The sequence below is a fragment of the Actibacterium sp. genome (assembly GCF_055134745.1).
This window is the reverse complement of sequence record NZ_JBSRVX010000006.1, coordinates 15,874-33,746: the sequence shown is the minus strand read 5'-3', so window position 1 is coordinate 33,746 and position 17,873 is coordinate 15,874. Positions and strand designations below refer to the sequence as shown.

20 protein-coding genes are annotated in these 17,873 nt (G+C 62.1%); 9 read left to right on the top strand and 11 right to left on the bottom strand.

Translation table 11 applies throughout. From position 1 onward, the window contains the following. On the bottom strand, window positions 1-558 hold a 558-nt coding region (gene nth / locus ACTCHC_RS01240), incomplete at its 3' end, for an endonuclease III (protein ID WP_463020625.1). Between the two features lie 141 nt (window positions 559-699). Between nth and ACTCHC_RS01235 the strand changes: the two genes are divergently transcribed. The 3 genes from ACTCHC_RS01235 to ACTCHC_RS01225 all read left to right on the top strand — a co-directional run bounded on the left by ACTCHC_RS01235 (window position 700) and on the right by ACTCHC_RS01225 (window position 3,112). Further along, window positions 700-1,566 carry a methylated-DNA--[protein]-cysteine S-methyltransferase gene (locus ACTCHC_RS01235; RefSeq protein ID WP_463020624.1) on the top strand — a complete coding sequence of 289 codons (867 nt, stop codon included), beginning with the start codon at window positions 700-702 and terminating at the stop codon, window positions 1,564-1,566. A 143-nt stretch (window positions 1,567-1,709) separates the two neighbouring features. Then, window positions 1,710-2,372: an OmpA family protein gene (locus ACTCHC_RS01230; protein WP_463020623.1), complete on the top strand. Its 663-nt coding sequence runs from the start codon at window positions 1,710-1,712 to the stop codon at window positions 2,370-2,372. 194 nt (window positions 2,373-2,566) lie between these two features. After that, window positions 2,567-3,112: an NADPH-dependent FMN reductase gene (locus tag ACTCHC_RS01225; protein ID WP_463020622.1), complete on the top strand. Its 546-nt coding sequence runs from the start codon at window positions 2,567-2,569 to the stop codon at window positions 3,110-3,112. Between the two features lie 27 nt (window positions 3,113-3,139). Here the strand turns inward: ACTCHC_RS01225 and ACTCHC_RS01220 are convergent, their stop codons facing one another. The 3 genes from ACTCHC_RS01220 to ACTCHC_RS01210 all read right to left on the bottom strand — a co-directional run bounded on the left by ACTCHC_RS01220 (window position 3,140) and on the right by ACTCHC_RS01210 (window position 7,836). Then, window positions 3,140-3,763, bottom strand: coding sequence for a LolA family protein (locus ACTCHC_RS01220; protein WP_463020629.1), 624 nt, complete (start codon window positions 3,761-3,763; stop codon window positions 3,140-3,142). Window positions 3,764-3,869: 106 nt separating this feature from the next. Then, a complete protein-coding gene (locus tag ACTCHC_RS01215) occupies window positions 3,870-6,644 on the bottom strand; it encodes a DNA translocase FtsK (RefSeq protein ID WP_463020621.1) in 2,775 nt (924 codons plus the stop codon). Window positions 6,645-6,654: 10 nt separating this feature from the next. Then, window positions 6,655-7,836, bottom strand: coding sequence for an aminotransferase class I/II-fold pyridoxal phosphate-dependent enzyme (locus ACTCHC_RS01210; RefSeq protein WP_463020620.1), 1,182 nt, complete (start codon window positions 7,834-7,836; stop codon window positions 6,655-6,657). Between the two features lie 177 nt (window positions 7,837-8,013). Between ACTCHC_RS01210 and ACTCHC_RS01205 the strand changes: the two genes are divergently transcribed. Further along, on the top strand, window positions 8,014-9,240 hold the full coding sequence (locus ACTCHC_RS01205; RefSeq protein WP_463020619.1) for an FAD-dependent monooxygenase: 1,227 nt from the start codon (window positions 8,014-8,016) through the stop codon (window positions 9,238-9,240). 9 nt (window positions 9,241-9,249) lie between these two features. Here ACTCHC_RS01205 and ACTCHC_RS01200 read toward each other — a convergent pair whose 3' ends face one another. The 4 genes from ACTCHC_RS01200 to ACTCHC_RS01185 form a co-directional block, all read right to left on the bottom strand. Continuing rightward, on the bottom strand, window positions 9,250-9,432 hold the full coding sequence (locus tag ACTCHC_RS01200) for a Trm112 family protein (RefSeq protein WP_463020618.1): 183 nt from the start codon (window positions 9,430-9,432) through the stop codon (window positions 9,250-9,252). Beyond that, window positions 9,429-10,073, bottom strand: a complete 645-nt coding sequence (locus ACTCHC_RS01195) for an LON peptidase substrate-binding domain-containing protein (RefSeq protein WP_463020628.1) — start codon at window positions 10,071-10,073, stop codon at window positions 9,429-9,431. The genes ACTCHC_RS01200 and ACTCHC_RS01195 overlap by 4 nt, the downstream gene beginning before the upstream one ends. A gap of 27 nt (window positions 10,074-10,100) precedes the next feature. Further along, window positions 10,101-11,009: a thioredoxin gene (gene trxA / locus ACTCHC_RS01190; protein ID WP_463020617.1), complete on the bottom strand. Its 909-nt coding sequence runs from the start codon at window positions 11,007-11,009 to the stop codon at window positions 10,101-10,103. Window positions 11,010-11,073: 64 nt separating this feature from the next. Beyond that, window positions 11,074-11,862, bottom strand: a complete 789-nt coding sequence (locus ACTCHC_RS01185; protein ID WP_463020616.1) for an exodeoxyribonuclease III — start codon at window positions 11,860-11,862, stop codon at window positions 11,074-11,076. A gap of 65 nt (window positions 11,863-11,927) precedes the next feature. On the opposite strand from ACTCHC_RS01185, the gene ACTCHC_RS01180 reads away from it, so the two are divergent. Both ACTCHC_RS01180 and ACTCHC_RS01175 read left to right on the top strand, forming a co-directional pair. After that, a complete protein-coding gene (locus ACTCHC_RS01180; protein WP_463020615.1) occupies window positions 11,928-12,320 on the top strand; it encodes a hypothetical protein in 393 nt (130 codons plus the stop codon). After that, window positions 12,313-12,693, top strand: a complete 381-nt coding sequence (locus tag ACTCHC_RS01175; RefSeq protein ID WP_463020627.1) for a type II toxin-antitoxin system death-on-curing family toxin — start codon at window positions 12,313-12,315, stop codon at window positions 12,691-12,693. Before ACTCHC_RS01180 ends, ACTCHC_RS01175 begins: the two co-directional genes overlap by 8 nt. 136 nt (window positions 12,694-12,829) lie before the next feature. On the opposite strand, the gene ACTCHC_RS01170 is transcribed toward ACTCHC_RS01175, so the two are convergent. Then, a complete protein-coding gene (locus ACTCHC_RS01170) occupies window positions 12,830-13,516 on the bottom strand; it encodes a response regulator transcription factor (RefSeq protein ID WP_463020614.1) in 687 nt (228 codons plus the stop codon). Between the two features lie 166 nt (window positions 13,517-13,682). Between ACTCHC_RS01170 and ribA the strand changes: the two genes are divergently transcribed. Further along, the gene (gene ribA, locus ACTCHC_RS01165; RefSeq protein ID WP_463020613.1) at window positions 13,683-14,774 is read left to right on the top strand and encodes a GTP cyclohydrolase II; all 1,092 of its coding nucleotides are present in this window, start codon (window positions 13,683-13,685) and stop codon (window positions 14,772-14,774) included. Window positions 14,775-14,833: 59 nt separating this feature from the next. Next, window positions 14,834-15,280, top strand: coding sequence for a L,D-transpeptidase family protein (locus ACTCHC_RS01160; RefSeq protein WP_463020626.1), 447 nt, complete (start codon window positions 14,834-14,836; stop codon window positions 15,278-15,280). 58 nt (window positions 15,281-15,338) lie between these two features. Here ACTCHC_RS01160 and ACTCHC_RS01155 read toward each other — a convergent pair whose 3' ends face one another. Continuing rightward, the gene (locus tag ACTCHC_RS01155) at window positions 15,339-15,998 is read right to left on the bottom strand and encodes a YggS family pyridoxal phosphate-dependent enzyme (protein ID WP_463020612.1); all 660 of its coding nucleotides are present in this window, start codon (window positions 15,996-15,998) and stop codon (window positions 15,339-15,341) included. A gap of 102 nt (window positions 15,999-16,100) precedes the next feature. After that, window positions 16,101-17,063, bottom strand: a complete 963-nt coding sequence (locus tag ACTCHC_RS01150; RefSeq protein WP_463020611.1) for a porin — start codon at window positions 17,061-17,063, stop codon at window positions 16,101-16,103. A 238-nt stretch (window positions 17,064-17,301) separates the two neighbouring features. On the opposite strand from ACTCHC_RS01150, the gene ACTCHC_RS01145 reads away from it, so the two are divergent. After that, window positions 17,302-17,793 carry a DUF3576 domain-containing protein gene (locus ACTCHC_RS01145; protein WP_463020610.1) on the top strand — a complete coding sequence of 164 codons (492 nt, stop codon included), beginning with the start codon at window positions 17,302-17,304 and terminating at the stop codon, window positions 17,791-17,793. Window positions 17,794-17,873: the final 80 nt, after the last annotated feature.

The window sequence follows — 17,873 nt, the reverse complement described above, 5'->3', positions numbered from 1 at the left end:
ATGCAGGATCAGCCAGTGATGCGCGTGATGCTGGAAATCGGCGGGGATATTGTCTTCGATCGCGCGTTCGACCGCCGTGACGTCTTTGCCGGGGCAGATGCCAGTGCGGTTGCCGATGCGGAAGATATGGGTATCGACCGCCTGCGTCGGCATGCCCCACCACATGTTGAGCACGACATTGGCGGTTTTGCGCCCGACGCCGGGCAGGGATTCAAGGGCGGCGCGGGAATTGGGCACCTCTCCGCCGTAGTCATCGACAAGGATGCGGCTGAGTTTGATGACATTCTTGGCCTTGTTGCGGAACAGGCCAATGGTCTTGATATGCTGGATCAAGCCGTCTTCGCCCAGATCGAGCATTTTCTGCGGCGTATCGGCGATCTTGAACAATTCGCGCGTGGCGCGGTTGACGCCCACATCGGTGGCCTGCGCGCTGAGCGCCACGGCCACGACGAGGGTATAGGCGTTCACATGCTCCAACTCGCCCTTGGGTTCGGGATCGGCCGCTTGGAAACGGGTGAAAATCGCACGCAGCGTGTGGTAATCGAGTTGTTTGACCATGTCCGGTCTATGCCCTGCGCCGCCCATTCGGGCAAGGGCCAAGGCGACGCGCGGGAGCGGTGCTGGCGAAAGCGCAACATTCGGGTCGCGGGGCGGGGTGAAGCTGGGCTAGGATCGATCCGACACACCGGGGAAACGCAGATGACAGGTCAGACTACAGCCTTGGAACACAACGCGGACGCGGACGGCGACCGCTATCATTATCACGTCATGCGCCGCGCGATTGAGATCATCGACGCGGCGGAGGCGCCCTTGTCGCTGGAGGATCTGGCGGCGCAGATGGGGATGAGTGCGGCGCATTTTCAGCGTCTATTTTCCGCATGGGTGGGCGTGTCGCCCAAGAGGTATCAGCAATATCTGGCGCTGGATCATGCCAAGCGGTTGCTGACCGAGCGGATGACGACGCTGGAGGCGGCGGATGCGGCCGGCCTGTCGGGCACCGGGCGGCTGCACGATCTGTTCCTGCGCTGGGAGGCGATGAGCCCCGGCGAATTCGCCAAGCGCGGGGCGGGGCTGCGCATCAGCTATGGCTGGTTCGCCAGCCCCTTTGGCGAGGTTCTGGCGATGGGCACCGCGCGCGGGCTGTGCGGCCTGGCCTTTACCGCCGAGACGGGTCGCGCGGCGGCGATGGCCGATATGGTCGCGCGCTGGCCCGCGGCGGAGTATCACGAGGCCCCCGAGGCGGTGGCGGGCTGGGTGGCCTCGGCCTTTGGCGGGGCGGGCGAGACGGCGCTGCATCTGATCGGCGCGCCCTTTCAGATCAAGGTCTGGGAGGCGCTGCTGGCGATCCCGTCAGGCCATGTCACCACCTATTCCGACATCGCGGGCGCGGTCGGCCATCCGCGCGCGGTGCGCGCTGTGGGCACGGCGGTGGGGCGCAACCCTGTCAGCTGGCTGATCCCCTGTCACCGGGCGCTGCGCAAGTCGGGGGGGCTGGGCGGTTATCACTGGGGATTGCCGGTCAAGCGCGCCATGCTGGCCTATGAGGCGGCGCGGGTCGAGGCGTGAGGCGCGCGGCTGTGATTGATCACAAACGCGGGACAATGGGCGAAAAACTGCCAAGTTTGAGATTTCGATGGCTTGGGAGGGAACAAACCTTGGGGTATAAGCGTTATAGGTCTGGATATTCAGACGTAATCAAGAGGCATCACATGATCCGAGCTCAAAAACCCCTTCTGCTGCTGGCAGGTCTTTCGCTGGTGGCTGTCACAGCCTGCACCGAGCCGACCGGCATGGGCGACCCCAATGATCCGAACCGCAACACGCGCTCTGGCGCCGTTGTCGGCGGGATGCTGGGGGCGGCCACAGGCGCGCTGGTCAGCGACAACCGGGCGCGCGGTGCCGTGATCGGCGGCATTCTGGGCGCGGGCACAGGTGCGCTTGTCGGCAACAATCTGGACAAGCAGGAAGCCGAGCTGCGCCGCGATCTGGGCAATCAGGCGCGGATCACCAACACTGGCGACCGTCTGATCGTGTCGATGCCGCAGGACATCCTGTTCGCGACCGACAGCGCCACGCTGCGCCCCGATTTGCAGGGCGACCTGCGCACCATCGCGACCAGCCTGAACAGCTATCCCGACACCACGATTCAGGTTGTGGGCCACACCGACAACTCGGGTGCCGCCGCCTATAACCAGTCGCTGTCCGAGCGTCGGGCCAATGCCGTGGCCAGCGTCCTGATCAGCAGCGGCGTGTCCGGCGGTCGTGTCCGCACCTTCGGCGCGGGCGAGGATCAACCGATCGCGTCCAACCTGACCCCCGAGGGTCGCGCGCAGAACCGCCGCGTCGAGATCGTGATCGTTCCCAACGGCTGATCCGCAAGGATCGCCCGGATCGACAGAGAACGCCCCGCCCTATCGGCGGGGCGTTTTGCATTCGGGGGGCCAGCATGATCGGTGCAGGGCCGATCATGCTGCCGGTCACAGGGTCTGTGCGGCCGCAAAGGTTGCCCCTGCCGCTGCACGGTTTAGGTCTGGGTCAACGTGAACAACTTATGAAGGTGTCCCCCATGTCGAAACCCGTTCTTCTGGGCCTGTCCGGTTCGCTGCGCGCCGGATCGTTCAACCGCAAACTGCTGCGCGAGGCGGCGCGTCTGTTCGGTGAGGCGGAGTTCATCGAGGGTGATCTGAACCTGCCGCTCTACAATGGGGATCTGGAGGAGGCGGAGGGCATTCCCGACGCCGTGCAGCGGTTGGCCGACCAGATCGCCGCTGCGGATGCGGTGCTGATCTCGACTCCCGAATACAACAAAGGCATTTCCGGCGTGATGAAGAATGCGCTGGACTGGGTCAGCCGGACCAAGGGTGCGCCATGGTCGGGCAAGCCGGTGGCGATCCTGTCGGCCACGGCAGGGCGCGCGGGCGGAGAGCGGGCGCAGGTGATGCTGCGCAACTGCATGGTGGCGTTCCGCCCGCGTCTGTTGCAGGGGCCGGAGATGCTGCTGGCGCAGACATCCGAGCAGTTTGACGAGAACGGCCATCTGACGGGCGAGATCTATGTCAAGACACTGACCGACCTGATGGCGGCATTGCGCGCCGAGATGGCGCGGGGGTGACGCATCGGTGGAGAGGGAGGGGCGGGTTCAGCGCCCGCCCTGCCCCCTGCGGTCGGATTCGGCCCTGATGTCGAACATCCGCGCCGCGATGGACTGACCCAGACGCAGATCGCCCAGCACGACCGTGGTGCTGTTGCCGGCATCGTCATTGATGACCCATTGCCGCAACTGGACCGGATTGCCGGTAAAGACCATCTGGATATTGCCATATTCCGGGTGCTGCGGATCCTGCGCGGTGACGGTGGTGGCGGTGCCGTCATAGCTGTGCCCCGTCACCATCCGCGCCTGCCCGAGGTTCACATTCTCGGCCAGGATGATCGACAGCGGCGTGCGGGCCAGCGGATAGGTTTCCGGCCCGGTGTTCGATTTGGGATCAAAGATCGCCACCGTGCCCGCACTGGCCAGAACCAGTGTCTGATCCGGGGGCGCGTATTCGAAGCGGATACGACCGGGGCGGTTGATATAGATCGTCCCCGTCGAAATCGTGCCATCGGCATTGATCTGCGTGAAATCACCCGAAGCAGTCCGCAGACCGTTCAGGTAATCGGAGATTTGCGCCAGCGGCAGTTTCTCGGCCGCGGCGGGAAGGGCCAGCGCCATGGCAAGGACAGGTCCAAGCAGGGGGGCCATGAGGAAGCGCATCAGTGTCATGATGGTCATATAAGACCCTTTTCCCCGCTCTGCACCTTGGTCCGTGTCACAAAAGCGAGACACCGCCGAGAGGGGCCCCGTGAGGTGCCGCCCCTCGGCGTGTCGGTCAATGTTCGGGCACCAGCACTTCGCGCTTGCCGACATGGTTCGCGGGGCTGACGACGCCCTGCTCTTCCATCTGTTCGACCAGACGCGCGGCCTTGTTATAGCCGATGGCCAGCTTGCGCTGGATGTAGGAAGTGGAGCATTTGCGATCCTTGACCACAATCGCCACCGCCGTGTCGTAGAGCGCGTCTTCCAGATCGGTATTGCCGCCGCTGGCCAGACCCAGAACCGCGTCGATGTCGGCTTCGCGGTCCTCATCCGGGCCGTCGAGCACCGAGTTCATGTATTTCGGCGGGCCGAAGGCCTTGAGGTGGTTCACGATCTCCTCCACCTCCTCGTCGCTGACGAAGGGGCCGTGGCAGCGGGTGATCTTGGCCCCGCCTGCCATATAGAGCATGTCGCCCATACCCAGAAGCTGCTCGGCGCCCATTTCGCCAAGGATGGTGCGGCTGTCGATCTTGGATGTCACCTGGAAGGAAATCCGGGTGGGGAAGTTCGCCTTGATCGTGCCGGTGATCACATCGACCGAAGGGCGCTGCGTGGCCATGATGAGGTGGATGCCGGAGGCGCGCGCCATCTGTGCAAGGCGCTGGATGCAGGCCTCGATCTCCTTGCCGGCGACCATCATCAGGTCGGCCATCTCATCGACGATGACGACGATATAGGGCATTTTCTCGGGCATCAGCTCTTCGGTCTCGAACACCGGCTCTCCGGTTTCGTCGTCAAAGCCGGTCTGCACGGTGCGGCTGAACATCTCGCCCCTGGCCAGCGCGTCGGCCACGCGGCTGTTGTAGCCGTCGATATTGCGCACGCCCATCTTGGACATCTTGCGATAGCGTTCTTCCATCTCGCCCACGACCCATTTCAGGGCCACAACGGCCTTTTTCGGGTCGGTTACAACTGGCGACAAAAGATGCGGAATGCCGACATAGACCGACAGTTCCAGCATCTTGGGGTCGAGCATGATCAATCGGCATTCCTCGGGCGACAGTTTGTACAGCAGCGACAGGATCATCGTGTTGATCGCCACCGATTTGCCCGAACCCGTGGTTCCCGCGATCAGCAGATGCGGCATCTTGGCCAGATTGGCCACGACCGGTTCCCCGCCGATATCCTTGCCCAATGCCAGCGGCAGTTTCATTGTGCTGTCGCCGAAATCGCGCGCCGACAGAATTTCGCGCAGCACCACCTTTTCGCGGGTGGCGTTGGGCAGTTCGATCCCGATCACCGATCGGCCCGGCACGGTGGACACCCGCGCCGACAAGGCCGACATGCTGCGGGCGATGTCATCGGCCAGCCCGATCACGCGGCTGGCCTTGAGGCCCGGCGCCGGTTCAAGTTCATACATCGTGACCACGGGGCCGGGACGAACCGACACGATGTCGCCCTTCACGCCGTAATCGTCCAGCACGTTTTCCAGCATCCGCGCATTTTCTTCCAGCGCCTCATCGCTCAGTTGCAGGCGTTCGACGATGGCGGGGCTGGTCAACAGTGACAACGGCGGATGCTCATAAGCCTGCGCATTGTCTTCGAACTGCAAAGCAGGCTGCGATTCAGAGATCGCCTGGCGCGACGGTTGCACCGCGCGCTTGACCGGATGCTGAACAACCTTGCGCGGCTGCGCGGCGGGCAGATCATAGCCACGGTCCGTATCGGCACCATCAAATTCCATGATCAGATCATCGGCATCAACGTCATTCGTCAGCGGGGCAGGCGCCTGCGGCATCACACGCGGGGCCACCAGCAGGGGCTCTGGCCCGCGCCGGCGGGTGGCGGCGGCACCGGTCAACGGCGGCTCTACCCGGGCCGGATTTGCCGGAGGTTGCGCTGCGCGGCTGCGGATCACATCGGCGATACGGGCCTTGATCCGATCCTCGGACATCGGTTCGGCATAGGCGCTGCGCGCCGACAGCACAGGTTCGATCAGTTCCGGCAGCGGATCGGGGCCGCGCTTGAGCAGGCCCGGCATACGCGCCAGCAAACCTTTGCGGTCCTGCGCCTCATGCGCGAAGACCGGGCTGCGGTGCACGGCAGGTTCGGCGCGCGATTGTGCGGCCATATGGCGGTCTTCACGCCGGTCCTGACGGCGCGCATTCAACGCGATGGCGCCTTTTACCGCGCCAGTGGCCCCGCGCCCCAACAGTGTCATCGCTGTGGCATAGGCCATCACCAGGCCGATCAGCAGAAACCGCGCCAAAAGCCGGATCTCGGCCCGATCAAAACCCAAAACGAAAAACATCGTGGTGATCATGGCGGCAAAGACCAGCGCCGCGATCATCTTCAGCCCCAGCGCCGCCGCAAAGGGCATCACGCTGAGCACCGCGCCCAGAACCGTGTCGCCAAACAGCCCGCCCATGCTGAAATCATGCACCCATGTCGCAGAAGGTGTCAGCGTCGCGGCATAGACCGATGCCAGCGCGATTGCGATCGGCGCGAAAATCACCCGCGACAGCGCACGCTCTTCGCCCCGGTGCAGCACGAATCGCACGCCCCAGGCCGCTAACACCAGTGCAATCGCCCAGGCGCCAATTCCAACGATGACATAAAGTGGGGACGCAATTCCGGCACCGAACCGGCCCAGCAGGTTTTGCGCGGGCTCTTCCGTGGCCGAAAGCCAGCTGGGGTCATCAGGCATATAGGACCCGACCAGCATCGCGGTCAGAATCGCAAGCGCGATCAGGCCGACACCCAACAATTCCTTGCCGCGCCGTTCGATCGCAGCCTGAATGTTGGCGTCAAAAAGCGGATCACGCTGTTTCATCTGATACGATGCCATACCCTGCTCCTTATCTGTACAAACAGTCGCGAAGCTGGATCAGCCCGCGCTGCATTTCTTCTTTTGGGGCCACCATGGCAACCCGGATAAACGTCTTGCCGGGGTTATACCCGTCAACCTCGCGCGACAGATAGGCGCCGGGCAGAACCCGCACGCCGGTCTGTTGCCACAACTTCAGCGCCGCGGCCTCGCTGTCATCCACCGGCAACCACAGCAAGAAGCCACCATGGGGCGGCACATAGCCGGGAACATCACCCAGAATGCTGTCGGCAATGGCGAATTTTTCGCGGTACAGCGCGCGGCTGGCGACCACGTGGTCTTCGTCACCCCAGGCGCGTTCCGATACCCGCTGCAAAGGCAGCGCGACCGGCGCGCCGGCATAGGCGCGCAGGCGCTTGATACGGGCCATGCTGCCGGACCCGCCGGCGACAAAGCCCGACCGCAACCCCGGCAGGTTTGACCGTTTCGACAGTGAATTGAAGATCACCACCCGTTCGGGATCGGCGCCAAGTTCGGCGGCGACATCCAGCGCACCAACGGGGGCCGCGTCGCGGTAAATTTCAGAATAGCATTCGTCGGCGAACACCTGAAACCCGTGCTTTTCCGCCAGCCCGATCAGCCCGCGCCAGTAATCGCGCGATGCAACGGTGCCCTGCGGGTTGGCGGGCGAACATAGATAGGCGATGGCGACCCGGTTCAGAACATCGGCGGGCAGGGCGGCGTAATCGGGCAGGAACCCGGTTTCCGGCCCGGCAGGCACAAAAACCGGTTCTGCCCCCACCGCCAGCGCGGCAACGGCATAGACCTGATAAAACGGGTTGGGCATCAGAACCACGGGCCGCTGGCCGCGCACCTGTTCGGGGCACAGTGCCACACAGGCGTTGAACAGCCCTTCACGGGTGCCGTTCAGCGCCATGATCCGGGTGTCAGCATCCACCTGCACGCCGTAACGCCGCGCAATCCAGCCCGAAATCGCGGCGCGTAGCTCGGGCGTGCCGTCATTGGGCGGGTATTTTCCGAACCCGTCGATATTGTCTGCGATGATCTGCGAAACCCAGCCCGGAAAGCCGTGTTTGGGTTCACCAATAGTCATATCCAGCCTCTCGCCGCCCGGTTCATGGGCGTCAAGAAGTGTCCGCAAGCGCGGAAACGCGTAATCTGGCAGGTCCGAAAACCGCGTGGGATAGGTCATGTGACCGACTATGCTGCCTCTCGTGCCGGGGTCATGTCGCCCCGTTCGCAGATCAGAATACCGACTTCGGTTGTCCCGGTCCAGAAAAAGCCTGCGAATTTGAATGTTTGCCGGTTCCGGCTGTGGCTTTTGGGTCAGCGGATGGACAAATCAGCGGCGCGGGTCATATTCAGGGCCATGAAACACGATTCCGACGTTCTGATTGTGGGGGGCGGGCTGAACGGCCCGGCGCTGGCGCTGGCATTGGCCCAGGGCGGTTTTCGGGTCACGATCATTGATGCGCTGGCAACCGGTATCCGCGCCGACCCGGGGTTTGACGGGCGATCTTATGCGCTGGCGCTGGCCTCGCAGCGGCTGTTATCGGCGGTGGGCGTCTGGAACGGCATTGCCAATGACGCTCAGCCGATCCTGCATGTCACCATCAGCGACGGGAAGGCTGGACAGGGCGCGGGGCCATTCGTTCTGGATTTCGATCATGCCGAGATCGAGGAAGGCCCCGTCGGCTATATGATCGAAGACCGCTTCCTGCGCCGCGCTTTTCTGGCGGCGATGCAAGATACCCCCGGCATCACCCATCTGGCCGGGCAAACCGTGGTGGCCCAGACGGCGGCGCCGGGCGGCGCGACCGTCACACTGGCCAATGGCCGCATACTGTCAGGGCGGGTTCTGGTGGGGTGCGACGGGCGCAACAGTGGCACCGCGCAGCGGGCCGGTATCGGGCGCAGCGGCTGGGATTATGGCCAGACGGCGCTGGTCTGTGCCGTCGCGCATGAAAAGCCGCATGATGGCACGGCACATCAGTTTTTCATGCCGCCGGGGCCGCTGGCCATTCTGCCGCTGCCCGGCAACCGATCGTCGATTGTCTGGACCGAAACCCATGCCAATGCCGCCGCCTTTCAGGCGCTGGACGATGCGGGCTATCTGGCGGCGCTGCGTCCGCGTTTTGGCGATTTTCTAGGCGACATACGGCTGGATGGCGAACGCTTTACCTATCCGTTGTCGCTGTCTTTGGCCGAACGTTTTGTGGGCGACCGGCTGGCGCTGGTGGGGGATGCGGCCCATGGCGTGCATCCGATTGCGGGGCAGGGGCTGAACCTGGGTCTGCGCGATGTGGCGGCGCTGGCGCAGGTTCTGGTCGAGGCTCGCCGTCGCGGCGAAGAAATCGGTGCAAGTGATGTTCTGGAACGATACCAGCGCTGGCGCCGCTGGGATACCACGACACTGGCCCTTGCCACCGATGGCTTCAACCGACTGTTTTCAAACGACAACCCGCTGCTGCGCGGCCTGCGCGATATTGGTCTGGGCGCTGTGAATGCGATGCCCGGCCTGCGCCGCCGTTTCATCCGCGAAGCGGCGGGCCTGACGGGTGATCAGCCGCGCCTTTTGCAGGGGCTGCCGCTATAGTCGTTGGCGTCACTCCAGTTCGCGCGCTTCGCTGACCAGCATGATCGGAATGCCATTGCGGATGGGAAAAGCCAGATGGGCTGCCATCGACACCAGTTCCTGCGCCGCTGGGTCATAGGATAAAACGCCCTGCGTCACCGGGCAAACCAGGGCTTCCAGCATCCGCCGGTCTGTCGGGGGGGTATCGGTCATTGCATAATCTCTTCGTTGTTGCCGCCGCGCAGGGCGAATTCGATCAGGGTCGCCAGCGTTTCGCGCCGATCCGTCAGGGCGGGGGCCTCCAGCAGGGCCTGTTTGTCTTCCGGGGCAAAGGGGCAAAGCATCGACAGCGAATTTATCAGAAGTTCATCCTCGGCCCCTTTCAGGCTGTCCCAATCGGTGGCCAGATGGCGTTCCTCGAAAAACCGCGCCAGCAGCGACATGAAACGGGGCCGGTCAAAACCGGGATCGCTTTCGGGGCGGGCAAGATCGCGATCGAACCCTTCCCACGATACCTCGGCACGGCGATAGGGCTCAAACCCGCTGATTTCCGACAGGATGCGAAACCGCGATATGCCTGTCAGTGTAATCATGTAACGGCCATCTTCGGTTTCGGAAAAGGCCGTCAGGCGTCCGGCGCAGCCGATCATGTACAGCCCCTTGCCTTCGCCACCCGGTCCAGGCTGTGGCTGGACCATCCCTATCAGGCGGCTGCGCGTTTTCATGGTATCTTCCAGCATCGCCAGATAGCGCGGCTCGAATATATGCAGCGGCAATCTGGCGCGCGGAAGTAACAGCGCGCCGGGAAGGGGAAAGACCGGTATGGTCTTGGGCAGATCAGCGGGCTTGAACATGGTGCTCAAGATAGCCCCTTTGGCCGGTCAGGCAAATATCATTGATGACAACTTGCGCCGCCCGTTCAGGGCGATCGGGTCTTTTGCGGTCAGGGCGTCGAATATGGTGAAAAGCTGCGCCTTGGCGGCGCCATCGTTCCAATCGCGGTCGCGACGGAACAATTCCAGCAATTCATCCACGGCCCCCGCCACATCGCCGGTGGCATGCAACGCCTTGGCCAGATCAAAGCGGGCCTGATGGTCTGAAGGGTTTTCCTGCACGGCTGCGCGCAGATCGTTCACCGGCCCTGCTTCGGCGGCTTGCAGCGCCAGCGCCAGTTGAGCGCGCGCGGCCTCAATCTCGGGCGCCTTGGCAATGGGGGCGGGAACGGCGTTCAGCAATCCTTCTGCCTCGGCGGTCTGGCCCGCGGCCAGATAGGCGCGGATCATGCCGCCATAGGCAGCGGCGTTTGCAGGGTCTTCTTCGGCGATTGCGGCAAAGACCTGGGCGGCATCTGCTGCCGCACCTTCGGCCAGCATCTGTTCGGCAGCCTCCAGCGCCTCGGCCAACCCGTCATCACCCGCCAATGCGCCGAGCCGATCGACAAAGGCCTTGATCTCTGAGGCAGACTGCGCCCCCTGAAATCCGTCTACCGGTTTGCCCTCAAAGAACGCATAAACGGTGGGAATCGACTGAATGCGCAATTGTGCCGCGATCTGCTGGTTTTCGTCGACATTGACCTTGACCATGCGCACCCTGCCGCCCGCCGCGGTCACGGCATTTTCCAGCATCGGCCCCAGTGTCTTGCACGGCCCGCACCAAGGCGCCCAGAAATCGACGATAACCGGGACTTCCTTGCTGGCGTCGATGACATCAGCCACGAATGTGGCTTCGGAACTGTCCCGGATCAGATCATCCGCCGCAGTTGTCTGTTGTTTTGCACCGAATTCGAGCATGACTTTCCTCTTGTCCGCGATTTATGCATATATGTGCGCCGGGCGGCAAAAACCCAAGGCCAATCTACAGATCAAATGTCGCAAAAACCGGCGCATGGTCGCTGGGCTGATCCCAGCCGCGCGCGCTGCGCAATACCCGCGACCCGTATGCCGCATTGGAAATATCGGGCGTTGCCCAGATATGGTCCAGCCTGCGGCCCTTGTCGGCGGCATCCCAGTCGGCGGCGCGATAGGACCACCAGCTGTAAAGGGGGCCTGCGGGAATATCCTGCCGGGTGATGTCCACCCAGGCCCCCGCATCCTGGGTCTGCGCCAGATGCTCGACCTCGATCGGGGTGTGGCTGACGATCTTCAGCAACTGCTTGTGGTTCCAGACGTCATCCTCGCGCGGGGCGATGTTCAGATCGCCGACAAGGATTGATTTTTCCGGCCGATCCGCATGGAACAGATCGCGCATCTGGGTCAGGTAATCCAGTTTCTGCCCGAATTTCACATTCACCTCGCGGTCGGGCACATCGCCCCCCGCCGGGACATAGAAATTATGGATCGTGACCCCGTTTTCCAGCCGCCCCGCCACATGCCGGGCATGGCCCAGATCGACCAGATCATGCCCGCCGATATCTTCGATCGGCAGCTTCGACAGGATCGCCACGCCGTTATAGCCCTTTTGCCCCCGCGCGACGATATGGTGGTATCCCAGCGCCCGAAACTGCTCCAAAGGGATCTTGTCGACCGGGCTTTTGCATTCCTGCAGGCACAGGATATCCGGCGCCTCTTCGGCCATCAGCCGCGCCACCAGCCCTTCGCGCAGACGCACCGAATTGATGTTCCAGGTGGCAAGGGTAAAGGGCATTGCGGGCCTCCGGCTGTGGTTCGGGGCGCAGTATTCCATCATGGGCACGGGATGGCGAGGGGGTTGTGGCGCAGATTTCGCACCGAAAAATTCTGCATCGCAGACCTTTTCTGGCGGGATGCATGATTCCCCGCTGCTGGTTCTTATGCAATGGCGGTATGCTAGATCAGTTTGCATGCTTGAAAAACACCTGCGAGAAGATAAATATCGGTCTTGCTCATCGTTATGAATGCAAACTGCGCCACAATCAGGGTCAAAGCATCAGTCCAGATATGAAAAAACTGAACGAAAAAATTCCCGTAGAAGGCGGATGGATTGCGCGCTCGGCAGCGACGGGTCGTTTTGTCGAAGCGGGCACCAGCAAGGGTGTGAGCAAGGCGAGCGCGAAAACACAGGCTGTGGTCAAGGAGGCTTCGTCAAAGCGCAGTTCTGCGTTGAAGCGGCTGGCAGATCGCTAGGCGGCACTACCGGCTAACGCTCGCCGATGCCCTGACCGCGCATGATGACGCGCTGAACTATGGCGGTCGGGACGGAATATCCAGCCTGCATCTGATTGAGTCTGCGCTGGCGCGCCCCTATTCAGGCTATCATCGTCCCATTTTCAGAAAGGCCGCTGCTGTCTTGCACAGCATGGTCGGCAATCATGGCTTCGTGGATGGTAACAAGCGCACAGCATGGCTTCTCGTGGAAGTTTTGATCGCACGCAGCGGGTATGTCCTGAATATTCCAGATGACGAACGAATCGACGATCTTGTTGTTTCGGTCGCCTCTGGTCAGTTGGAGTTCAGAGACTTAGCCGAATGGTTTCGTGAGCGTCTGGAACGACAATAGCTTTGGTCCTGATAGACCCAATCCTCTGACATCAGCAAACCAAACGTCGACGCGCAACCAAACCTCCCGCGCGCGTCGTTCAGCACGACCGGCACCCTTGGCAAAAACCAAGGGGATGCCAGCGTTTCGTATGCCCCTACGCCACCAACCTGTATCCCCCACTTTCGGTCACCAGCAGCCGCGCGTTTGACGGATCAGGCTCGATCTTCTGGCGCAGCCGATAGATATGGGTTTCCAGCGTATGGGTCGTGACGCCGGCATTATAGCCCCAGACCTCGTGCAGCAGCACATCGCGCGCCACCACGCCTTCGGAGGCACGATAAAGGAATTTCAGGATATTGGTTTCCTTCTCGGTCAGCCGGATCTTCTTGTCGGCCTCGTCCACCAGCATCTTCATCGCCGGCTTGAACGTATATGGCCCCAGCTGGAAAACGGCATCCTCTGATTGTTCGTGCTGGCGCAATTGCGCGCGGATGCGGGCCAGAAGAACAGGGAATTTGAACGGCTTGGTGACATAGTCATTGGCCCCAGCATCCAGCCCCAGAATGGTATCGGCATCCGAATCATGGCCCGTCAGCATCAGCACCGGGCATTTCACCCCCTGCTTGCGCAGCCTTTTGCACAGCTCTCGTCCATCGGTGTCTGGCAGGCCGACATCCAGTATCACCAAATCGTAAATGGCTTCCTTGACCTTTTCCATTGCCCGCGCGCCGCTGTCGGCCTCGAACACATCGAAATCTTCGGTCATCACCAACTGTTCGCTCAATGCCTCGCGCAGGTCATCATCGTCATCGACCAGCAAGATCTTCTTGAGGTTGCCCATTTCCATGCTCCTTGGCGTCTTCCCGTCACGATGTGTTCAACCAAATGTCATCCGGCAAGATTTGCTGCAACATTCTCACGCAACCGTGTGGTAAATGCGGGTTATGTTTCATATTTCTGACGGGCAGGCTACATCATGTGGCAATCTGCACTGCGTAAGGACGACGATGACACTTGGCCCAAACCCTTCGGAACGTCTGGCCCGCGCCCGCGCCGACCTGCGCATGGGCGTGCCCGTTGTCATGCAGAATGGTATCAACGGCATCATGTTCCTTGCGGCCGAAACGCTGGACAATGCCCGTCTGGCGCGGCTTGTGGCGCTGGGCGCCCCGCTGGTTATAGGAATTACATCCTGGCGGGCGGAAACGCTCAAGGCGCGCGCCTATGACGGCGATATCGCCCGGCTGCAGGTGCCGCCCGACGTGACCGCGGCCTGGGTGCATGCCGTGGCCGATCCGGCGGATGATCTGGTCTCGCCGATGAAGGGCCCCTTCAAAAGCCTGCGCGATGACGCTGCGGATACCTGTCGCGCCGCAATCGGCATCATCAAATCCGCGCGCCTTTTGCCGGCGGTTCTGACCATGGCCGTCGACGACGCGGCCGCATTCGCGCGCGAACATGGCCTGACCATGATCACCCTCGACGAAGCCAGGCGCGACATTGCGACCTCCAGCCCGCTACATGCGGTGGTCAGCGCCCGTGTTCCGCTCGCGGTGTCCGAGGCCGGTCGTCTGCACATCTTCCGCCCCGAAGACGGCGGCGAAGAACATTACGCCATCGAAATCGGCGCGCCCTCACGGTCGGCCCCCGTGCTGGCGCGGCTGCATTCGGCCTGTTTCACCGGCGATCTTCTTGGCTCGTTGAAATGCGATTGCGGCCCGCAATTGCGCGGCGCATTGGAGCAGATGGGCGCGGCAGGCGCAGGCGTGCTGCTCTATCTCAATCAGGAGGGACGCGGCATCGGCCTGGCCAACAAGATGCGCGCCTACTCCCTTCAGGATCAGGGCTTTGACACTGTCGAGGCCAATCACCGCCTCGGCTTCGAGGATGACGAACGCGATTTCCGCATCGGCGCGGCAATCCTCAGACAGATGGGGTTTTCTCAGGCCCGCCTGATGACCAACAACCCCGCGAAGGTCGCGATGCTGCAGGCCAATGGCATAGATGTCACCGAACGTGTGCCGCTGAAGGTAGGCGAAACCAGCCACAACGCGCATTACCTGGCGACCAAGGCCGCGAAATCGGGGCATATCCTGTGACACCCCGCCGGGGCGATCTGCTGGTCACGCGCCATGGTGCCTGGTTCTTGGGCCGATTCATGCCCTGCGCCCTCGGCCGGGGCGGGGTCAGGTCCGACAAGGCCGAAGGTGACGGCGCCACCCCGGTTGGCCCAATGCGCATACTCGGCGTTTTGCGTCGCCCCGACCGGATGCGCGCCCTTGCCACGAAGCTGCCGCAGGCCACCATCGGCCCGCGGGATCTCTGGTCGGACGATCCCGCCGACCCGGCATATAACCATCAGGCGCGTGCCCCGCATCCGTTCCGGCACGAATCGCTGCACCGCCCCGACCCACTTTACGATCTGATCCTGATCACCGATCACAACTACCCCGATGCCATACCAGGCAGGGGCTCTGCCATATTCCTGCATCGCTGGCGCAGTCCGCGCTATCCAACCGCGGGCTGCATCACCTTTGCCGCCAAAGATCTGCACTGGATTGCACGACACTGGCAGCCCCGCTCGCGCATCATCATCCGCCCCTGATCCATCTTCTTGGCGAAAATACTCCCGCCGGAGGCATCCGGTCTTACCGCGGGCGCGGTCAATTTGCAGGCACGTCCCGTGTGCCGAAAATCGCCGAGCCGACGCGCACATGGGTCGCGCCAAATCGGATGGCCTTTTCGAAATCGCCGCTCATCCCCATCGACAATCCCCCCAGCCCGTTGCGCACGGCCATTTTCGCCAACAGCGCGAAATGCAGGCTGGGCTCTTCGTCCACGGGCGGAATGCACATCAATCCGCGCAACGGCAGGCCCAGCGCCCGAACCTCGGCCACGAAACCATCAAGCGCGGCGGGCAGAACCCCCGCCTTTTGCGGCTCTTGCCCGGTATTGACCTGAATGAACAGATCCGGGCAGCCGCCGCGTTCCTGTGCAAGATCGGCCAGTCTGCGGGCCAGTTTCGACCGGTCCAGCGTGTGAATCGCATCGAACAGGTCCATGGCCTGCCGCGCCTTGTTGCTTTGCAGAGGTCCGATCAGATGCAGTTCGATCCCGGCATGGGTCTTTCGGAAACCCGGCCATTTGCGTTCCGCTTCCTGAACGCGGTTCTCGCCAAAGACACGCTGGCCCTGGTCCAGCACGCCCCGCACCCGTTCGTCGGGCTGCTGTTTGGAAACGGCGATCAGTGTCACCGATCCGGCGGCACGGTGCGCGGCGGTCTCGGCGGTGGCGATTCGGGCGCGGATGTCGGCAAGGGTCATCGGATATCCAGTTCGGGAATTTGAACCGATGATAGGCAGACCCGGCCCAAACGAAAAGAGCGGGCACAAGGCCCGCTCTTTCCATGGATACGGTTTCCCGAATCAGAAGTTCAGAGTGATACCGAACTCGCCATAGGTCGTGCCATTGTAGCGATTTTCCAGGCCACCATCCAGCGAGGCACCGCCACCCAGATTGTACGAAGCGGTGAAGCCATAGATGGTCTCGACGCCAACGTTGTCTTCGTCAGAAACGAAGCCGCGCAGGGTCAGATCACCAAATTTCTTGGCGGCATAGGCCCCGATCTTGTCAACGCCATCGTTGTTGGCATAGTGCAGACCAACCTCAACATCAGCGATTTTGCCGGCCAGCGTGGCAACGGTCTTGTCACGAGTGTCGTCGCTGCTGTCTACCATGCCCAAGCCAGCGGTCCAGTCGCCGAATTTATAGGAAACCGACACGCCGATATCTTCGCCGGTTTGACCGTTTGCACCCGAGAAGCCGCCAGCATCGCTATAGGACAGGCGACCGGTGAAGGCGCCAGCGGTGTAATAGATTTCAACGCCGTTCGCGCCGTTGAAATCGCCCGATTCTTCGAAACGGTCATAGTTGAACACGCGAGGTGCTGCAGCACCATTGTCAGTCGGGCCATAGGTCTGAACAACCATCGAGTCATAGCTCAGGCCGTCCAGCGCACCGTTGCGGATGTTGAACACGCCCAGGCCATCGATAACGCCATAGATGTTACCGGCTGCCAGGGTGAAGCCGCCACCCGAAACGTGAACGCGCGCGCCCGAAAGCTGGGTGCCGTTACCGTTGGTCACACCGTTGTTTTCGTCCGAACGCAGCTGAATACGGCCGCCGAAGCTCAGCCCGGTGTCGGTTTCGCCCGATGCCAGGATGTTAACGCGCATACGATGCTCAAGAACCACTTCGGTTGCAGCGGCGTCGTTATAGACCAGACCGATACGGGCGTTACCGTTCAGCTTGATGTCTGCCGAGGCGATGCCGGCAGTTGCGATCAGCGCTGTGGTCGCAAAAAGAACTTTTTTCATTTTTTCCCTCATTCATTGATAGGCTGCCCCAATTCGCCGAAGAATTGAGCATGTCGTTGTTTCGCGCTTTGCCCCCTCAAAAGCAAGAAACCGAAACGGCCCGGCCCGAATGCCGCCGCAATTGGTGCAGCTTTGCCACAGTGCTGGCGCAGATCCAGTATGCATCAGATGCAAGGCTCTGCCGGGAAAAACCTTGTGACGGCCACGTGGCTAAGTTAAGTAGCATCGGGTAAAACAAGGCAAAACCATAATGAGATTCCTCAAATATACGGGCCTTTTGGTCTTGCTGGCGGCACTGTCGGCCTGTGGCGGCTCGCCACGTCCCGGTGACACGGCGGTGAACCCGGCCATTGACGGGCTGCGCGACGATGATCCGATGGTGCTGGCGGCCAATGGTGGCGGTCGGCTTTCGGACCTTTTTGGAAACAATACCAATCCAAACACCACGATTGCGGTCAACAAATATCTTTGGAACGCCTCGCTGGAGATTCTCAACTTCTTGCCGATTCAGTCGGTCGATCCGTTTTCGGGCGTGATCATCACCGGATTCGGCACGCCGCCGGGTGGCGGTCGTGCCTATCGCGCGACGATTCTGGTGCAGGATCCCGCGCTGGATGCGCGTTCGTTGAAAGTGGCGCTGGTGTCCCAGGCCGGCGTGGTTGATCCGGCCACGGTCCGCGCGGTCGAGGATGCGATTCTGACCCGTGCGCGCCAGTTGCGCATTCGCGATGGCAACCTCTGACGCCGACATCACTGGACGCTGATCCATACCGATATTAATACAACGCCGGGCCATGCGCCCGGCGTTTCACTGACAAGGAT

Bases quoted from the DNA above. Each gene is read 5' to 3' on its own strand.
- ACTCHC_RS01235 (WP_463020624.1), top strand. From the start codon at position 700: ATGACAGGTCAGACTACAGCCTTGGAACACAACGCGGACGCGGACGGC.
- ACTCHC_RS01230 (WP_463020623.1), top strand. From the start codon at position 1,710: ATGATCCGAGCTCAAAAACCCCTTCTGCTGCTGGCAGGTCTTTCGCTG.
- ACTCHC_RS01225 (WP_463020622.1), top strand. From the start codon at position 2,567: ATGTCGAAACCCGTTCTTCTGGGCCTGTCCGGTTCGCTGCGCGCCGGA.
- ACTCHC_RS01220 (WP_463020629.1), bottom strand. From the start codon at position 3,763: ATGACACTGATGCGCTTCCTCATGGCCCCCCTGCTTGGACCTGTCCTT.
- ACTCHC_RS01215 (WP_463020621.1), bottom strand. From the start codon at position 6,644: ATGGCATCGTATCAGATGAAACAGCGTGATCCGCTTTTTGACGCCAAC.
- ACTCHC_RS01210 (WP_463020620.1), bottom strand. From the start codon at position 7,836: ATGACCTATCCCACGCGGTTTTCGGACCTGCCAGATTACGCGTTTCCG.
- ACTCHC_RS01205 (WP_463020619.1), top strand. From the start codon at position 8,014: ATGAAACACGATTCCGACGTTCTGATTGTGGGGGGCGGGCTGAACGGC.
- ACTCHC_RS01200 (WP_463020618.1), bottom strand. From the start codon at position 9,432: ATGACCGATACCCCCCCGACAGACCGGCGGATGCTGGAAGCCCTGGTT.
- ACTCHC_RS01195 (WP_463020628.1), bottom strand. From the start codon at position 10,073: ATGTTCAAGCCCGCTGATCTGCCCAAGACCATACCGGTCTTTCCCCTT.
- trxA (WP_463020617.1), bottom strand. From the start codon at position 11,009: ATGCTCGAATTCGGTGCAAAACAACAGACAACTGCGGCGGATGATCTG.
- ACTCHC_RS01185 (WP_463020616.1), bottom strand. From the start codon at position 11,862: ATGCCCTTTACCCTTGCCACCTGGAACATCAATTCGGTGCGTCTGCGC.
- ACTCHC_RS01170 (WP_463020614.1), bottom strand. From the start codon at position 13,516: ATGGGCAACCTCAAGAAGATCTTGCTGGTCGATGACGATGATGACCTG.
- ribA (WP_463020613.1), top strand. From the start codon at position 13,683: ATGACACTTGGCCCAAACCCTTCGGAACGTCTGGCCCGCGCCCGCGCC.
- ACTCHC_RS01160 (WP_463020626.1), top strand. From the start codon at position 14,834: ATGCCCTGCGCCCTCGGCCGGGGCGGGGTCAGGTCCGACAAGGCCGAA.
- ACTCHC_RS01155 (WP_463020612.1), bottom strand. From the start codon at position 15,998: ATGACCCTTGCCGACATCCGCGCCCGAATCGCCACCGCCGAGACCGCC.
- ACTCHC_RS01150 (WP_463020611.1), bottom strand. From the start codon at position 17,063: ATGAGGGAAAAAATGAAAAAAGTTCTTTTTGCGACCACAGCGCTGATC.
- ACTCHC_RS01145 (WP_463020610.1), top strand. From the start codon at position 17,302: ATGAGATTCCTCAAATATACGGGCCTTTTGGTCTTGCTGGCGGCACTG.